This is a genomic window from Rhizobium sp. P32RR-XVIII, from assembly GCF_012641395.1.
Taxonomy (GTDB): Bacteria; Pseudomonadota; Alphaproteobacteria; order Rhizobiales; family Rhizobiaceae; genus Rhizobium.
Window position 1 is genome coordinate 593,712 of record NZ_JABAIH010000001.1, and the last position, 14,466, is coordinate 608,177.

Genomic DNA, 14,466 nt, shown 5'->3' on the forward strand with positions numbered 1-14,466 from the left:
ATTCATGCCAGTGCCGCGGAAGATTGCCTTGATTGTTCTACACAGAGAACGAGCGTGTCGCCGTGGGGTTTCAGTTCCAGCGTAACAATGTCCTCCAGCGCCTTTGCCAACTGCTGCTGGGTCGGCGGCTTGATCATGTAGCCGACTGCGCCGAGGGCCTTCGCCCTTTGAATATCGCTCTGGTCGCTTGAGGTGCTCAGGATGCAGACGGGAATCCGACTGAGGCGCTCGTCGGCCGAAAGTGCGTTCAAGACTTCGAAACCGTCCATGATCGGCATATTGATGTCGAGAAGAATAAGGTCCATCAGCGGCTGATCCGACAGCCTGGCACGCTGTTGGAGTAGCCGCATCGCCTCACGGCCGTTGGTCGCGACATGGAGGTTGAAGCTGACTTTTTCTCGCTGCATGAGCTTCAACTTAAAAAGCTGAATGTCGGCCGGGCTATCCTCGACGAGCAGCACCTCGGCAAGTCTGCTGTCTGCCCCGGTTGGGTGCGGCCGCACGATCTGCGTCGCAGGGATGCGCTCGGGCGCCGGCCCAGCCGATTGGGCGAGCGGTACCTCGAGGATGAAAGTTGCCCCTTCGCCGGAGCCTCCCTCGCACCAGATGGCGCCGCCGTGCAGTTGCGCTATACGACGACAGATGGCAAGTCCGAGGCCGGTTCCTTCGATGCCCGGGCCGACGAGCCGTTTGAACGGCTGGAAAATCAGTTCGCGATGTTGGGGATCGATGCCGGGGCCGTTGTCGCTGAGGGAAAGTTTGCAAAGGCCGCCGGCCGGGGTCGCAACGATCCGGATCTCGGGCGTGCGGTCCTCGCAATAGCGGATGGAGTTCGAAATGAGGTTCTGCAGAGCCTGGATCAGCAACGTCGCGTCGCCCATCACTTCCGGCAGGTCTCCGTGAGTTATCACCGCCTGACGGCTTTCGATTTGCTGATGAAGATTGTCCCGCACCTGATCGAGCACCATACCAAGCGAGACCGGCTTGAGTTCGAGTTCGCCGGAGACCTCCAGCTTGGTGAGGCCTGAAACTTTGACGATCAGGTCCTCCATGTGGTCGGCAGCGCTCAAAATATAGTCGAGAAGTTCGCGGTCCTCGGCCGGAAGCGAGGGCGAGCCATGCAGGATCCTGCTGAAGGATTTGATGGTTCTCAGCGGTTCCTTGAGATCGTGCGCCATTGCACGCGTGAATATTTCAAGAGACTGGCGCTTCTGCTCCAGCTTGGTCTCCAGCGCGCCATGCATGATGGCATTCTGGACGCAACGGTGCAGCCCTTCCGGCGTTAACGCGTCCTTTGTGACGTAGTCGCGAGCACCTCTCTTCATCACCTCGACGGCTACGGTCTCATTGCCTTGGCCCGTCAGCATGATGACATTCGCGGAAGAATCGCGCTTTAGGATTTCCGCAAGCACATCAAGGCCGTCGCGGCCGGGCAAAGAATAGTCGAGGAGGATGCAATTCGGCCGTTTCCGGCCAATGAGCGCGAGACCGTCATCACCTGTTTCGGCCTCTGATACGATGTAGGCCGTACCGGGTACACGGCTGAGCATGCGCCGGTACACCTCGCGGTCATCGATATTGTCGTCGATGATCAGTACCGTGCAGTCTTCCGGCAATGGTCACTCCTCTAGGGGCAATATGGCAATCTCGAACCAGTATTCCTTCAGTCTTTGTATGGCTGCAAAAAGGCCGTCCAGATCAACTGGCTTTTGCACATAGGTATTGGCACCGAGCGCGTAGCAGCCTTCGATGTCGCGCTCGTCGTTAGAGGTTGTCAGGATGACGACCGGTATCTTGTGCCAGTGCGCGTTGGATTTGATCGCCTCCAGCGTCTTGCGCCCGTCGAGCCCCGGCATGTTGAGATCGAGCAGGATCAGGCCCGGCCGCGGATTCATGGTTGCCAGTGTGTCGAGAGCCTCCCGACCGGACGCCGCCCATCGGATTGGATTACGGAGGTTTGTGCGTTTGAAAGCGCGCATCGTCGCCTCGAAGTCGTCCTCGCTGTCCTCGACGATGAGGATCGGTTGCGTATCACGCTGCTGCATTCTGCCCCTCGCGTTTCCTGCCCAAAGTGAAATAGAATGTCGTGCCCGCGCCGACTTCCGATTCCAGCCATATCTCGCCACTATGACGGGCGACTATCTTCCGTACGAAGGTCAGACCTGCGCCCGTGCCATCGTCCGAATCCTGCGATTTTTCCAAGCGCTTGAAAATACGGAAAATGTCCTCGTGGAATTCCTGGGGTATGCCTTTGCCGTTATCCCTAACGAAGAAGACGCCACGCGCTGTCGCGCCATTCTTTGCAACGAAGTGCTCGAGATAGCCGATACTCACAAGCGGCTGGGGTTTGTCGTTGTATTTGATCGCATTGGTAATCAGGTTCCGGAAGACTTCGGTCAGGCGCGGCGCGTCGCAGATCACCTCCGGCAAGCGGCCGTCTATGACAACCTTGGCATGGCGCTCTTCCAGGAGATGCTCCATGGTGGCCACCACATCCTTCACGATCAGGTTGATGTCGGCGCGCTTCACCGCGAGCTGCTGACGGCCGATCCGTGAGAAATAGAGCAGATCATTGACCAGCTTTTCCATACGCTGGCTGAGCCGCACCAATCGGTTCAGGCGCCGTACACCGTCATCATCGAGGTGGGCTTCGTAATCCTCCAGCAGGAAACGGGAATGGTTATGAATCCCGCGTAGCGGCTCTTTCAAGTCATGCGAGGCAATATAGGCAAATTCGTCGAGGTCGTGATTGCTGCGCTCCAGATCGGCGGTATAGTCCCCAAGCTTTGCCAGCGTCGTTTTCAGCCGCTCCTCCTGGCGCACACGTTCGCTGATGTCGCGCACGATCCCGACGAAGGTTCTCGTCCCGCCGGTCTTCACCTCGCTGACGGAGACGTCGAGCGGAAAGACGACGCCATTCTTGCGCCGCCCTGAAACCTGGCGAGTGGTGCCGATGACCCGCTGTTCGCCGGTTTCGGCATAATGGTCGAGATAGCCATCATGCTTCGAACGGTATGGCTCCGGCATCAGCATCTTGATGTTCTGACCGATCGCTTCCTGCGGCGTGTAACCGAACATCCTTTCGGCCGCTGGATTGAAACTTGAAATCGTCCCCTTTTCATCGATGGTGAGCACCGCATCGGGTGCATTGCGCACCAGGCCACTAAAGCGGATGCGCTCGGTCTCGAGGCTCACCCTGTTTCGCATATAGGAGTAGACGAGCAAGGCAATCAGCCATAGCAGCGTGATGGTGATCGCCCGGTTCACGCCTTGATGCCAAAAGCTCACGGTATCATGCTGGACGGCGAAGAAACCGAGCAGCACGAGGATGGTGCAAAGCAGGGCGAAGAAGAACGGAGCCCTCCGGTTTTCGAACCAGAGAGCTGTAAGGATCAGCGGCACGTAGAGAATACCGTTCGCTACACCGAGAGGCGTGTAGAGGTCTGCAAGGAGACCCGTGAAGCCCACGAGTGCCGGAATCCAGAGCGGTATCCCGCCGCGGCGTGCAGGACGCCGTTCCCAAGCGCTTGCAAGCAATCCTGCGCCGAAGAAAACCATGGCGGTCGCCGTCGGCAGTGCCATGGTGGCGTACGGGCCCCAGCGGTAGCCCTGCTCCGCGTGTGTGACATAACCGGTCAGGGCGATCATGCCGAGAGTAATGACCAGATAACTCACCAGTTCCTGACCGAGAGGCGCTCGAGCGTCCTTCCAATTCTGGCCGATGATGAGCGAGAGATTGCCGGCTAGGAAGATCACCGTAGTATTCGGTGCCATCCCCCCGCCGATCTGTTTGGCGAAATCGCGGTAGACAAGAATGTCGGTCAACATCCGGTCGATGTTGTGAATCGCTGGCCCGAATGTGCTTATTTCGATCAGCCTGGCAAGTACGATGAGGATGGCAAGCAAGGAAAGCAGCGATGATACCACGGATGCCAGCCGTCGACGGGAGGCGGAACAGGCAAGGGCTGTGCCTGATAGCACAAAGCAGAGCGCCGTGTTGAACGCCATCGACGGGAGAGCGGGAAAAACGGAAATGATGAGCTCGAGCTGGAGAAACCAGCCTGCGAGAGCGGCCAGGCCAAGAAGGTTGAGGAGCAAGCCAATGCCGACAACGACGGAACAATAGCCCTTCCGCTTTTTTTGCGAAGCGCCCTCCCGGCCTGCCACTGCTGCATCCCACACGTCGTCAGTCTCCCAGTTCGGGACAATTCTTTCCGAAATCCCGCAAGACACAATAGCGAACGTCGCGTTATGCGGGGTTTTCACCGGATGGTTGCGTTCAGCTGCTACCGATTGTCCGCAAATGCGGCTAGTGTCTCGACATTACACAATCGAGGAGCGTCCCGGATTTACCGGAAGCGAGCACCGATGACCGTCATATTTTACGTCGATGACAGCAGGGATGACCTTTTCTACCTGGAGTACATCCGCAAGAGGCAGAGGGCCGCAGTCTCCCTTCTCTGTTTCACAACGGCGGAAGCTGCGTTTATCGCATTGGAACAGCGGCTTGCCGAAAACGCAGCGCTTCCGGATTTGCTCGTCGCCGATCTCTATATGCCCCTCGATGACGGCTTGGCACTCGTCAAACGGCTTCGGACCGATGCACGGTTCAGGGCTATGCGGCTTGCCGTCTGCAGCGGATCAGATGCCGAGGCGGACCGGCAGCGGGCGCTAGCTGTGGGTGCCGATATCTATCTTGCAAAGCCTCTCGACTTTGCGGTCCTCATGCATTGCGCCAGGCAACGCCGAAGCTCCGGTACGGTAAAAGACGTGTCCGACGAGGCAGGAGACGGCGATTGACAAGGCTCGCTCGCGCTTCCAAGATGCAACCAGCAGGAGGACGAGCCTCGAAGCACTGAGAGAGCCGACCGGCCCATATTCGCCGCCACGAATTCAGCCAACCCCTTAGCTGAATGGATCTATCGGCTCTCTCGCGCGTACTTCGGGCACTTCTTCCGTTCTTCATGGATGTGAACAACAGAAATTGCGATACCTAGTAAAAGCTACAATTCAAGTAACGCTGCCGCCCTCTGTATCACTTGCAGTTGAGAGAATTGATGCTTATCCGCCTTCAGGATACTGGAAGTCCCCATCCCCTATCCTCATCAATTGCCTCAAGACTTCTGTAACTTCTCGCATTCAAAACGTATATCCCAAGATTTTGGGATGAGAATGACTAACGGAGGTTAGACGTAGGATATTGCTGGAATGACCAACGCTTCGGCGGTTCCATTTCATTCAGGGCCCGAGCTTAGCCGGGCGATCAATCGCACCGATTTTTTCCGCCTTTTCAAGGCGGCAGCGCAGCACTACCACTTCGATAATTTTGCGCTTGCGCGCATTTCCGAGGTGAACGCGCCTTTCGGCGGACGCGAAATCGTCATCACCAATATCGCCGAACGCCGGGTCCCGATTTTCATCCAGACGCTCAAGGAAGCGCTGGGCGCGCTCAAGGCAAAGACCGCACAGTTCTTGACGACGCCGGTCGCCGGCAGGAGTGGACAGCTTGAGGGCCTTTCGGCCGACCTTGCATTCAACGAATTCAGCGGTAACACCTTTCTGCTCATACCCCTCTTCACGCCGGAGGGGCGGCGTTACTGTCTTGTCCTCAGTGGAATTCGCCCGGAACCGGACCAGGGAGAGACTGCCGACGTTCTGTTGGATGTCATGCGTATTTTTGACAAGCTTTACGAGGAAATCCTGACGCAGGAAATGTCGGGTCGTCTGACGCAGAGGGAGGCGGAAATTGTCAAGTGGACCAGCGAAGGCAAGACCTCGGCAGAGATCGCGATCATCCTTGGCTTGTCGGAGCATACCGTCAATTCTCATATTACCGCGGCCGTCAGGAAGCTTGATGCGGTCAACCGCGTTCACATGGTGGCCATTGCCCTGAGGAATGGGTTGGTTACGTAACTTAGGGGGAACAGCATGACAGCCGAAACGGCCCCTGGAGATGCCGTCAAGGTCCTGTTCGTGGATGACGAATTCGTCGAGTTCAGGTCGTTGAAGAAGAAGATCGGCAGCCTTGCCGAGCCTGCTGTCGATATCGAATACTCGCAATCGATCGGCGACGCCCTCGAAAAGATCAAGAGCAGCCGCTTCGACCTTGTTCTGCTTGATAACCGGCTGCTGCCAAACGCCGATTTCCGAGAGACGGTGCCCGAGCTTCGCGGCATAGGCTACACTGGACCGATCGGGGTTGTTTCAACGGATATTTCGGGCAGCTACTTCCAGCAATTTCCGGATTACGGCGTTGACTTCCGCATCGGCAAGGATGAGATCGACGCTCGCACGCTGCAGTACATCATCCGTGAATATGTAAAGTACGATGTTCCCGATTTCTGGAAGGACGATTACTCGATCTGATGCGGTCATGCGGCCGGCAGGCGGATCGTAAAGCGGCTGCCCGTTTCGTCCGAGCGGCAGAGGGTCACGTCGCCGCCCATCGCTATTAACAGTTCGCGCGCCGCGGTCAGCCCAAGTCCGGCGCCCGGGACGGCGCCTGCCTGTGGCAGCTTCCAGAAAGGCTCGAATATCCGGTCCCAATGGGCGGGTTCGATGCCCCGCCCATTGTCGGAGATGTGTAGCAGCCAATCGCCGGCACTCTTTTCCGCTGTTACCTCGACATGCGGTGCTGCGGCACTCCGATAAATCAGCGCATTGGCTAGAATGTGCTTCAGCACGGCCGAGAGGATCGTTGCATCGCTGTGGATCGTGGGAAGCGTGCCGTGGCTCATGGTGGCGTCCTGTGCAGCCGTCTCGCTGATCACCTCTGTCCATATGCTTTCGATCAAACCACCGAGTTCGAGCGGCTCAGGCGAGAGCTGTGGCGTGCCGGCAGCGAAGCTCATGAGCGCTCGTGTAAGACGTTGGGCCCCCTGGGCTTTCTGAAGGATAGCTGTGAGGCTCTCGCGCTGTTCGCCATCGAGCTTCGCCCCAAGCTCGTCCAGGAGGATTTCTGCATACATGGCGATGTGCCGGAGCGGCGATTGGAGGTCGTGCGAAGCCGTCGCCAGAAAACGCTTCATACGCTCCTCCTCGCCCGGGCCCGAAACAGCAACTGGCGCTTGATCGTATGACATGCGGACGCACCCCTTCACTTCATTGCAGCCAGAATAAAAAGCGGGCGCCGGTTCTGCAACCGGCGCCCGTACAACCATCTGTTACCAGAGGTATCCTAGCCGATGGACTTGCGCGCTTCGGTGGTTTCCGGCGGCAGAATTTCGGGCTCGGCGCTCGAGGACGCTGCTACCGCCTTGGCATGGCGGCGGCGCCAGTCGCCGAGGAAGAGCAGGATCGGTGCTGCGATGAAGACGGACGAAGCGCCGGCAACGAGGATACCGAAGACCATCGGAACAGCGAAGCTTTCGACCGCGCTGCCGCCCCAGATTGCCATCGGCAGCAGGGCAAGGAACGCCGTCGCGTTGGTGTAGAGGCTCCGCGCCAGCGTCTCGTTGATCGACCGGTCGATTAGTTCGCGCAGCGGCATCGACTTGTAGAGACGCATGTTTTCACGCATGCGGTCGTAGACCACAACCTTGTCATTCACCGAATAGCCGACCAAAGTCAGGATGGCGGCGATGGCGGTGAGGTTGAAGTCGAGGCCGGTGAGCGCGAAGAAGCCGATCGCCTTGGTCACGTCGAGGATGAGCGTGACGATGGCGCCCACGGCGAATGGCCACTCGAAGCGGTACCAGATGTAGAACAGCATCGCGAAGCTGGCGATGACGACCGACAGGATGCCGGCCCATGCAAGCTCACCGCTGACCTTCGGACCGATGACGTCGGTGCCGGTGACAGTTGCAGACGGGTCGATCTTGATGATTTCCGCCTTCAGTTTCTCGACGGCGGCCGTCTGGGCTTCTTCACCGCCGTCCTGGCGCTGCGCGCGCACCGCCATGGTGTTGTTATCGCCGTAGGATTGGAGTGAGACTTCGCCGAGGCCAAGGCTGTTCAGGCCTTCGCGGAAACGGCCGAGGTCGCTGGCTTCCGTCGTCTTGACCGACATCTGGATGCCGCCGCGGAAGTCGACGCCGTAGTTGAGGCCCGGATGAATGAAGAGGGCGACCGAGGCGATCGACAGAAGCGCCGAAACCGTCACGCCGAAGAAGCGCGCCTTCATGAACTGGATGTGGCGGCCGTAAGGATTGAACATCACCGGTATCAGCGGCCGGATGTTCAGGACCTTGAGCTTGCGGCGGCGAGTGATCTCAATCATCGTCACGCGGACGAAGGCGACGGAGGTAAACATCGAGATGATGAGACCGAGCGCCATGGTCACGGCGAAACCACGGACCGGTCCGGTGCCGAACCAGAACAGGATCGCCGCGGCGATGAGCGCCGTCATGTTGCCGTCGATAATCGTCGAATAGGCGCGACGGAAGCCGGTATCGATTGCTGCAAAGGCGCTCTTGCCCTTGCGCGTCTCTTCGCGGATGCGCTCGTTGATCAGGACGTTCGCGTCGACGGCAAGACCAATACCGAGCACGACGCCGGCGATACCCGGCAGGGTCAGCGTCGCTCCGACGAGCGTCAGGGCCGAGAAGGTCAGGATCGTGTGGATAAGCAGCGCGAAGTTCGCGAGAAAACCCCAGGTGCCGTACAGGATGAAAATGAAAGCCGCGACCAGCACGAAGCCGACGATGCCGGAATAGAGGCCCATCTTGATGGCGTCTGCGCCAAGGTCGGCGCCTACGGTACGTTCTTCGATGACGGTCAGCTTGGCGGGCAGGGCGCCGGCGCGCAGCAAGGCGGCGAGCGTCGTCGCGCTGTCTGCCGAGAAGTTGCCGGAGATCTGGCCGGAGCCGCCGGTGATCGGTTCGCGAATGACAGGCGCGCTCAGCACCTTGTCGTCGAGGACGATGGCAAAGGGATTGCCGACGTTCTGGCGGGTGATTTCGGCAAAGCGGGTGGCGCCGGCGCTGTCAAAGCGGAAGCTGACGACCGGCTCATGCGTGTTCGGGTCGAAGCTGACGCGAGCGTCCGAAAGGCGATCACCGGAGATCTCGACGCGGTCGAGGACCGGAAAGCTATTGCCCTCTTCATCTTTCATCATGGTCACGCCGGGACCGGGCTGGTTATTCGGCGCGAGCATATGGAAGGACATTTTGGCGGTGGAGCCGAGCAGCTCGCGCAGGCGGGACGGGTCCTGAGCGCCGGGGAGCTGAACGAGAATGCGGTTGGCTCCGATGCGCTGGATCGTCGGCTCAGCGACGCCGACCTGGTCGACGCGCTGGCGGATGACCTCGAGGCTCTGCTGCACGGCGTTGTCGACATTGGCGGAGATGCCGGCCGGCGAGAAGCCGATGGTGATCGTCGGGCCATTGGCGGTGATGGAGAGGTCCGACTGGCCCGCGCTAAGGCCCGTGCTGATCGGATTGCTGAGCGTGCGCAGTTCGGTGACGGCGGCATCGCTCTGCGAGGCGTCTGCAAGCGTCACCACGATCTGGTTGTTGCTGCGAGTAACCGACTTCGGCTGGATACCCTTTTCGCGCAGGACGCGGCGGGCATCCTGAACCATCGAGTTCAGGCGCTCCTTGGTCAGGTCGCCTTCATCGACTTCGAGCACGAGATGCGAGCCGCCGCGAAGGTCGAGGCCGAGCGAAACCTGATTGTGCGGCAGCCAGGAAGGCAGGCGCTGGAGAACTGACTGCGGCAGCCCGTTTGGCAGGGCGATCAATAGGCCGAGCGCGATGATCACCGTATAGGTGAACACCAGCCATGGTGAATTGCGCATGTATCTTTTTCCTTGATATGCGGTTGCCGGCGCATCCGCGCTGGCGACATGTCTTTCAATCTATCGGAAGCGCCAGCGGCGCGCAGTCTCAGGCCGAACGTGGCGGAGCGCGCGGTTGGTGGGCTCGGCCGGCGGCTGGCGCAAGCGGAGCGTCGAAGGATGTGAGAGCCTTGATCGGAGCCCAGCCGATGAAATCGAGGCCGGGAACGGCGGCAAGGAAGATCGAACCGGAATCATAGACTGCCTGCTTCGGCGCGATCTTGCGGTCCGTGGCAAGCACGCCGCGCACGGCATCGCGGGCCGTGATCTGCAGCGGCTGCGGATCCTTGGAAGGAGATGACAGCGTATTGGCGGCGGCCGAGGGCGAGAGAATGAGATTGCCGCCGAAGAGCAGGCCGAGATAGGCGAAGACGGCAATGAGCATGGAAGCGGCGAGACGAGTGGTCAGGCGGCGCTCATCGAGCTCCGTCATCTCTGCCTCGGTAATTTCACTCCCGTATCGGCTCAAAAGCGCGCCAATCTCTCATTCTTTTTCGGGTGGCGGAACGTTCTCCGCAACCGGAATTGTATCAGTGCCGTTCCCATCTTCATAGGCCGGACTGTCATGATGTACTTGCGCGAGCCGGTCAACCATCCCCATGGCGATTTCTCGCTCGCCCATGATGACGGTATCGGCGCCATACCGCTTCAACTCGTCGACTTCCGCGTCCGAGTGGGCCCGGGCGACGATCAGGATCGACGGATTAAGACCGCGACCGTGCTCGGCGATGCGGCAGGCCTCGAAGGCATTGGGGATTGCAATGACCAGGCTGCGCGCGCCCGCAACATTGGCGAGATCGAGAACCTCGCGAGCGGCGGCGTTGCCGGGGATCGTCTCGACGCCCTGTGCGGCAAGCTCCTCGATGCGTTTTTCGGAATCCTCGATAACGAGGAACGGGGTGCCCGAAGACTTGAGGTTCTGGCCGACAATGCCGCCGACCCTGCCATAGCCAATCAGGATGGCATGTCCGGAAAGCGATGTCGGCAGGATTTCGTCTTCCGGCTCGGCTGACACGACAGTCGTCTCCGCTGTAGCGGTCGTTTCGGCGGGGGCCTCTTCGCGCTTCGAACGTTCGAGAAACGGCCGCATATGGTCGCAAGCGATGAAAAGCAGCGGATTGAGAATGATCGAAATGAGCGCGCCGGCCAGGATGAGGTCACGGCCTTCTTCCGGGAGCAGGCCGAGATCGACGCCGAGGGCGGCCAGGATGAAGGAGAATTCGCCGATCTGTCCCAAGCTGGCCGAGATTGTCAGCGCCGTTCCCACCGGCCTTCGGAAGAGCAGGACGATGAGAAAGGCGGCGACGGACTTGCCGATGACGATGATGAAGACGGTCGCCAGGACCGGCAGGGGCTTGTCGACCAGGATGTTCGGATCGAAGAGCATGCCGACGGAAACGAAGAAGAGAACAGCAAACGCGTCGCGAAGCGGTAAGCTTTCCTGAGCGGCGCGGTGGCTGAGTTCGCTTTCCGAGAGCACCATGCCCGCAAAGAATGCGCCGAGGGCAAGAGACACGCCGAAGAGCTTCGATGCGCCAAAGGCAACGCCGAGCGCGATGGCGAGTACGCCGAGCCGGAAAAGTTCGCGTGACCCGGTATGGGCGATCCGGTGCATCGTCCAGGGAATGAGCTTGCGGCCGAAGACCAGCATCAGCGCAACGAATAGCGCGACTTTCACCAGCGTCACGCCGATGATGCCTGTGATTCCGAGATCAAGCCCGAGCAGGCGGCTGAGGCTTGCCGAGAACGGCTCTGCGCTGGCATGGGCACTATCGCCGATGCTGGCGGCTGCGGGTATCAGCACCAGCGCGAGGACCATCGCGAGATCTTCGACGATCAGCCAGCCGACAGCGATCTTGCCGCGCTCGGTCTCCACGAGCCGGCGCTCTTGCAACGCTTTCAGGAGCACGACGGTGGAGGCAACGGACAGCGCAAGACCGAACACGAGACTGCCGCCGGTCGGCCAGCCCATAAGGGCACCGAGCCCCCAGCCGAGCAAAGTCGCAAAGCCGATTTGAACGACGGCGCCCGGTACGGCAATACCGCGCACCGAAAGCAGATCTTTGAGCGAGAAGTGGAGCCCGACGCCGAACATCAGGAGGATGACGCCGATTTCAGCAAGTTCGGGCGCAAGGTTCTGGTCTGCAACGAAGCCCGGCGTGTGCGGGCCGGCGAGAACGCCCGCCACAAGATATCCGACCAACGGCGGCAGTCGAAGCCTGTTGGCAAGCGCGCCGAGAATGAACGCCAGCACGAGACCTCCGACGATTGTCGAAATCAAAGGCGTGTCGTGAGGCATCCGTTCTCCCCGATCTGGAATTCTCGTTCACATTATGACATATATGGCTTATATTGACCAATATGGGTGGTTTGAAATCATGGGTCAAGGCGCGAAAGAAACAATTCTAACGCCTGCTTTATGCCGCGCCGCACGAGGTTTGCTCGATTGGACGCAGGCGGAACTCGCCGAGAAGGCAGCGGTCTCCCGCAGCACGATACGTGATTATGAGGGGCAGCACCACGAAATCCACCGCGCCACCGAGGCGCAGTTGCGCCTCGCCTTCGAGGATGGCGGTGTGCGTTTCATTGAGATCGAAGGAGCGGGAACAGGCCTTTACCTGCCCTGAGGCGTACTAGCTCCGTGGTCTCAGGCAGGCGGCGGGCACCTTATAGGCATTGACCGTCTTGCCCCGATAGTAACCGTCTGCAGGCTGCCAGCTTTTGACCAGTTCAGGTGCCGCGGCTGCGCAGCTCAGTTCGCCGCGTGTGACGAACAGAACCTGATCCTGGACATCGGCCGGAAGCGCAAATTCCTGTTCGTAGTAATTTGCGGGGAAGCCAGCGGGCGGACGCGAGTAGATCCTCATCGGCTCGTTTCTCAGCGTGTGGAACATGTCGGCGACAAAATCGCGATTGTCGGTGACAATAGTGCTCACGCCTGCCTGCTTGGCAAGGGCGCCTGTCTCACGGCTGATTTCGCTACGACCCAGATAACGCTTCATAACCTCATTGCCGCCCGGAAGCACAAGCTGATGGGCAAAGATCGTCGCAAGCGGGAAAAGGAAGCTCGCAACGCCGCCAATGATCAGCGAGATGCGCAGGCCCTTCGGCCATAGCTGGACCAGCACCCAGACGGCGAGCACCGTCCCGGCGACATAGGCCGACACGCCCCAATTTGCTTCGGCCTTGGCGACCAGCGCCTGCAGGGTGATCAGGAAAACGACTGGTATGGAGAGCCAGATGAGAAGCTTTTCCTTCTCGCTGCTCTTTCCCTTGATCATGCGCCACGTTGCCCAAAGCATCGCGAAGAAAACAATCGGTCCGACGACGCCGAACTGGGCTGCGAAGAATTCGAGGGCACCTGCGAAATTCAGCCGAAGCTCATTCCACTGCGCGATATCCTCCGTGTGGCGGACGGTCGTTGCGTCGTGGGTAAAGTTCCACCAGAGATTCGGGGCTGCGACGATGAGCGCGGCGACGACCGATATGAAGAAGTCACGCCAGGCGATGCGCGCAGCCGGAACCAGCAGCAGTGCGAACAGTCCGCCGGGCACGATAAAAAGGATCGCGTATTTCGACAGGAAGGAGCAACCGAAAGCAACGCCCATGATGAGAGCAAGTGCAATCGAGCGCTTCTCTGTCAGGCCGAAATAGGCCCAGAGGCCGATTGTCATGAAGAATAGAAGAACGACATCGGTCGAGAAGAAGACCGATGATAGCGCAACGGCAGGCATCGTTATATAGATAGCGCCGGCCCAGCCCTCGGCCTTGGGACCTGCCACGCGTGCGGCGAATTTCATCAGCAGGAATGCTGTGCCCATGTGGACGAGAGGCCCGCAAAGGCGCACCCAGAAGATATCGCTGGAGCCCGAAACTTCCGTCATCGCGCGGATGAACCAGGCGATCATCGGCGGTTTCGAATAGTAACCAAAATCGAGATTCTGGGACCAGAACCAGTATTGCGCCTCGTCGACGAAAAAATCCGTCGTGTCGAAATGTAGCGTTATGATACGCCACAGAGTGACAGCTAAAATGATGAAAAGGCCGGTTCTGGCAGTCATGAACAACTTCCGCTGAGCTTGAGGCGCCTGCGATACATCAGAGGAAGGTGGCTGCCAACAGGGGTGGCGCAGAAAGCCGCACTATGCCGCAGAGGGCAATGGGATTCAGAGCACGCGGAGGCTGATCACGCCGCGGCTGGCTTCAATCCGGTCAAGCAGGGCGACGGCGGCCAGCGTGGCAATTGCGATGACGCACGAACCCAATCCGAGAACAATCATTGCTCTATCCTTAACGACATCATGTCATGTCTTACAGGCGGGATATAACATAGACCTTGCGCGGGACTTGTAGCGCGTTTGCAACTCCCAGGAACAAATTCATGCCGGGCGGTCGAAATGCTTGGATGCCAAGGTCCTTCAAATGCCTATTAACCTTCAAGCAAGGAATTAACCATAAACATTGCAGTACACGTCGGAATGGGAAGATGTTTACTCGTTCCCAGCAGGCATGACGCCGTCCCGCCGTACCGGCTCGATCCGGTATCGATCTCTTTTCCGAAATAGAAATTGCTGATCGGGAGACATTCGCCCGCCGGTTTGTGGCCGGTGGCATGGGTCGTTTCCCCCGCATTGCGCTCGGATGGAGCACAAATTTTTCATCGGACCCTGTCCGGAAGGTGATTGGGGATA

General features: G+C 59.3%; 12 protein-coding genes. 4 read left to right on the forward strand and 8 right to left on the reverse strand.

Annotated features, from left to right (window positions below; genetic code table 11):
* Positions 1-2: 2 nt before the first annotated feature.
* The 3 genes from HGP14_RS03055 to HGP14_RS03065 are packed head-to-tail and all read right to left on the reverse strand — an operon-like array spanning position 3 to position 4,182.
* On the reverse strand, positions 3-1,616 hold the full coding sequence (locus tag HGP14_RS03055) for a response regulator (RefSeq protein WP_168828363.1): 1,614 nt from the start codon (positions 1,614-1,616) through the stop codon (positions 3-5).
* Between the two features lie 3 nt (positions 1,617-1,619).
* Positions 1,620-2,045 carry a response regulator gene (locus tag HGP14_RS03060; protein ID WP_168828364.1) on the reverse strand — a complete coding sequence of 142 codons (426 nt, stop codon included), beginning with the start codon at positions 2,043-2,045 and terminating at the stop codon, positions 1,620-1,622.
* Positions 2,032-4,182, reverse strand: coding sequence for a PAS domain S-box protein (locus tag HGP14_RS03065; protein WP_312862088.1), 2,151 nt, complete (start codon positions 4,180-4,182; stop codon positions 2,032-2,034). Before HGP14_RS03065 ends, HGP14_RS03060 begins: the two co-directional genes overlap by 14 nt.
* 186 nt (positions 4,183-4,368) lie before the next feature.
* On the opposite strand from HGP14_RS03065, the gene HGP14_RS03070 reads away from it, so the two are divergent.
* From HGP14_RS03070 to HGP14_RS03080, 3 genes are all read left to right on the forward strand, one after another.
* Positions 4,369-4,800: a response regulator gene (locus tag HGP14_RS03070; RefSeq protein WP_168828365.1), complete on the forward strand. Its 432-nt coding sequence runs from the start codon at positions 4,369-4,371 to the stop codon at positions 4,798-4,800.
* 408 nt (positions 4,801-5,208) lie between these two features.
* A complete protein-coding gene (locus HGP14_RS03075; RefSeq protein ID WP_168828366.1) occupies positions 5,209-5,913 on the forward strand; it encodes a helix-turn-helix transcriptional regulator in 705 nt (234 codons plus the stop codon).
* A 15-nt stretch (positions 5,914-5,928) separates the two neighbouring features.
* Positions 5,929-6,366, forward strand: coding sequence for a response regulator (locus HGP14_RS03080; RefSeq protein WP_168828367.1), 438 nt, complete (start codon positions 5,929-5,931; stop codon positions 6,364-6,366).
* 5 nt (positions 6,367-6,371) lie between these two features.
* Here the strand turns inward: HGP14_RS03080 and HGP14_RS03085 are convergent, their stop codons facing one another.
* From HGP14_RS03085 to ybaL, 4 genes are all read right to left on the reverse strand, one after another.
* Positions 6,372-7,028, reverse strand: coding sequence for a sensor histidine kinase (locus HGP14_RS03085; RefSeq protein ID WP_246704344.1), 657 nt, complete (start codon positions 7,026-7,028; stop codon positions 6,372-6,374).
* A 149-nt stretch (positions 7,029-7,177) separates the two neighbouring features.
* Positions 7,178-9,736: a protein translocase subunit SecD gene (secD, locus tag HGP14_RS03090; RefSeq protein WP_168828369.1), complete on the reverse strand. Its 2,559-nt coding sequence runs from the start codon at positions 9,734-9,736 to the stop codon at positions 7,178-7,180.
* Between the two features lie 88 nt (positions 9,737-9,824).
* Positions 9,825-10,208 carry a hypothetical protein gene (locus HGP14_RS03095; protein WP_168828370.1) on the reverse strand — a complete coding sequence of 128 codons (384 nt, stop codon included), beginning with the start codon at positions 10,206-10,208 and terminating at the stop codon, positions 9,825-9,827.
* 51 nt (positions 10,209-10,259) lie between these two features.
* Positions 10,260-12,074, reverse strand: a complete 1,815-nt coding sequence (gene ybaL / locus HGP14_RS03100; protein ID WP_168828371.1) for a YbaL family putative K(+) efflux transporter — start codon at positions 12,072-12,074, stop codon at positions 10,260-10,262.
* A 34-nt stretch (positions 12,075-12,108) separates the two neighbouring features.
* On the opposite strand from ybaL, the gene HGP14_RS03105 reads away from it, so the two are divergent.
* Positions 12,109-12,402: a helix-turn-helix domain-containing protein gene (locus HGP14_RS03105; protein ID WP_168828372.1), complete on the forward strand. Its 294-nt coding sequence runs from the start codon at positions 12,109-12,111 to the stop codon at positions 12,400-12,402.
* A gap of 6 nt (positions 12,403-12,408) precedes the next feature.
* Here the strand turns inward: HGP14_RS03105 and HGP14_RS03110 are convergent, their stop codons facing one another.
* Entirely contained in the window at positions 12,409-13,836 is a 1,428-nt protein-coding gene (locus tag HGP14_RS03110) for a glycosyltransferase family 39 protein (protein ID WP_168828373.1), read from the reverse strand.
* Positions 13,837-14,466 lie beyond the last annotated feature (630 nt).

Excerpts from the sequence above, each read along its gene's own strand:
- HGP14_RS03060 (WP_168828364.1), bottom strand. The coding sequence starts at position 2,045 with ATGCAGCAGCGTGATACGCAACCGATCCTCATCGTCGAGGACAGCGAG.
- HGP14_RS03070 (WP_168828365.1), top strand. The coding sequence starts at position 4,369 with ATGACCGTCATATTTTACGTCGATGACAGCAGGGATGACCTTTTCTAC.
- HGP14_RS03075 (WP_168828366.1), top strand. The coding sequence starts at position 5,209 with ATGACCAACGCTTCGGCGGTTCCATTTCATTCAGGGCCCGAGCTTAGC.
- HGP14_RS03080 (WP_168828367.1), top strand. The coding sequence starts at position 5,929 with ATGACAGCCGAAACGGCCCCTGGAGATGCCGTCAAGGTCCTGTTCGTG.
- HGP14_RS03085 (WP_246704344.1), bottom strand. The coding sequence starts at position 7,028 with ATGAAGCGTTTTCTGGCGACGGCTTCGCACGACCTCCAATCGCCGCTC.
- secD (WP_168828369.1), bottom strand. The coding sequence starts at position 9,736 with ATGCGCAATTCACCATGGCTGGTGTTCACCTATACGGTGATCATCGCG.
- HGP14_RS03095 (WP_168828370.1), bottom strand. The coding sequence starts at position 10,208 with ATGACGGAGCTCGATGAGCGCCGCCTGACCACTCGTCTCGCCGCTTCC.
- ybaL (WP_168828371.1), bottom strand. The coding sequence starts at position 12,074 with ATGCCTCACGACACGCCTTTGATTTCGACAATCGTCGGAGGTCTCGTG.
- HGP14_RS03105 (WP_168828372.1), top strand. The coding sequence starts at position 12,109 with ATGACATATATGGCTTATATTGACCAATATGGGTGGTTTGAAATCATG.
- HGP14_RS03110 (WP_168828373.1), bottom strand. The coding sequence starts at position 13,836 with ATGACTGCCAGAACCGGCCTTTTCATCATTTTAGCTGTCACTCTGTGG.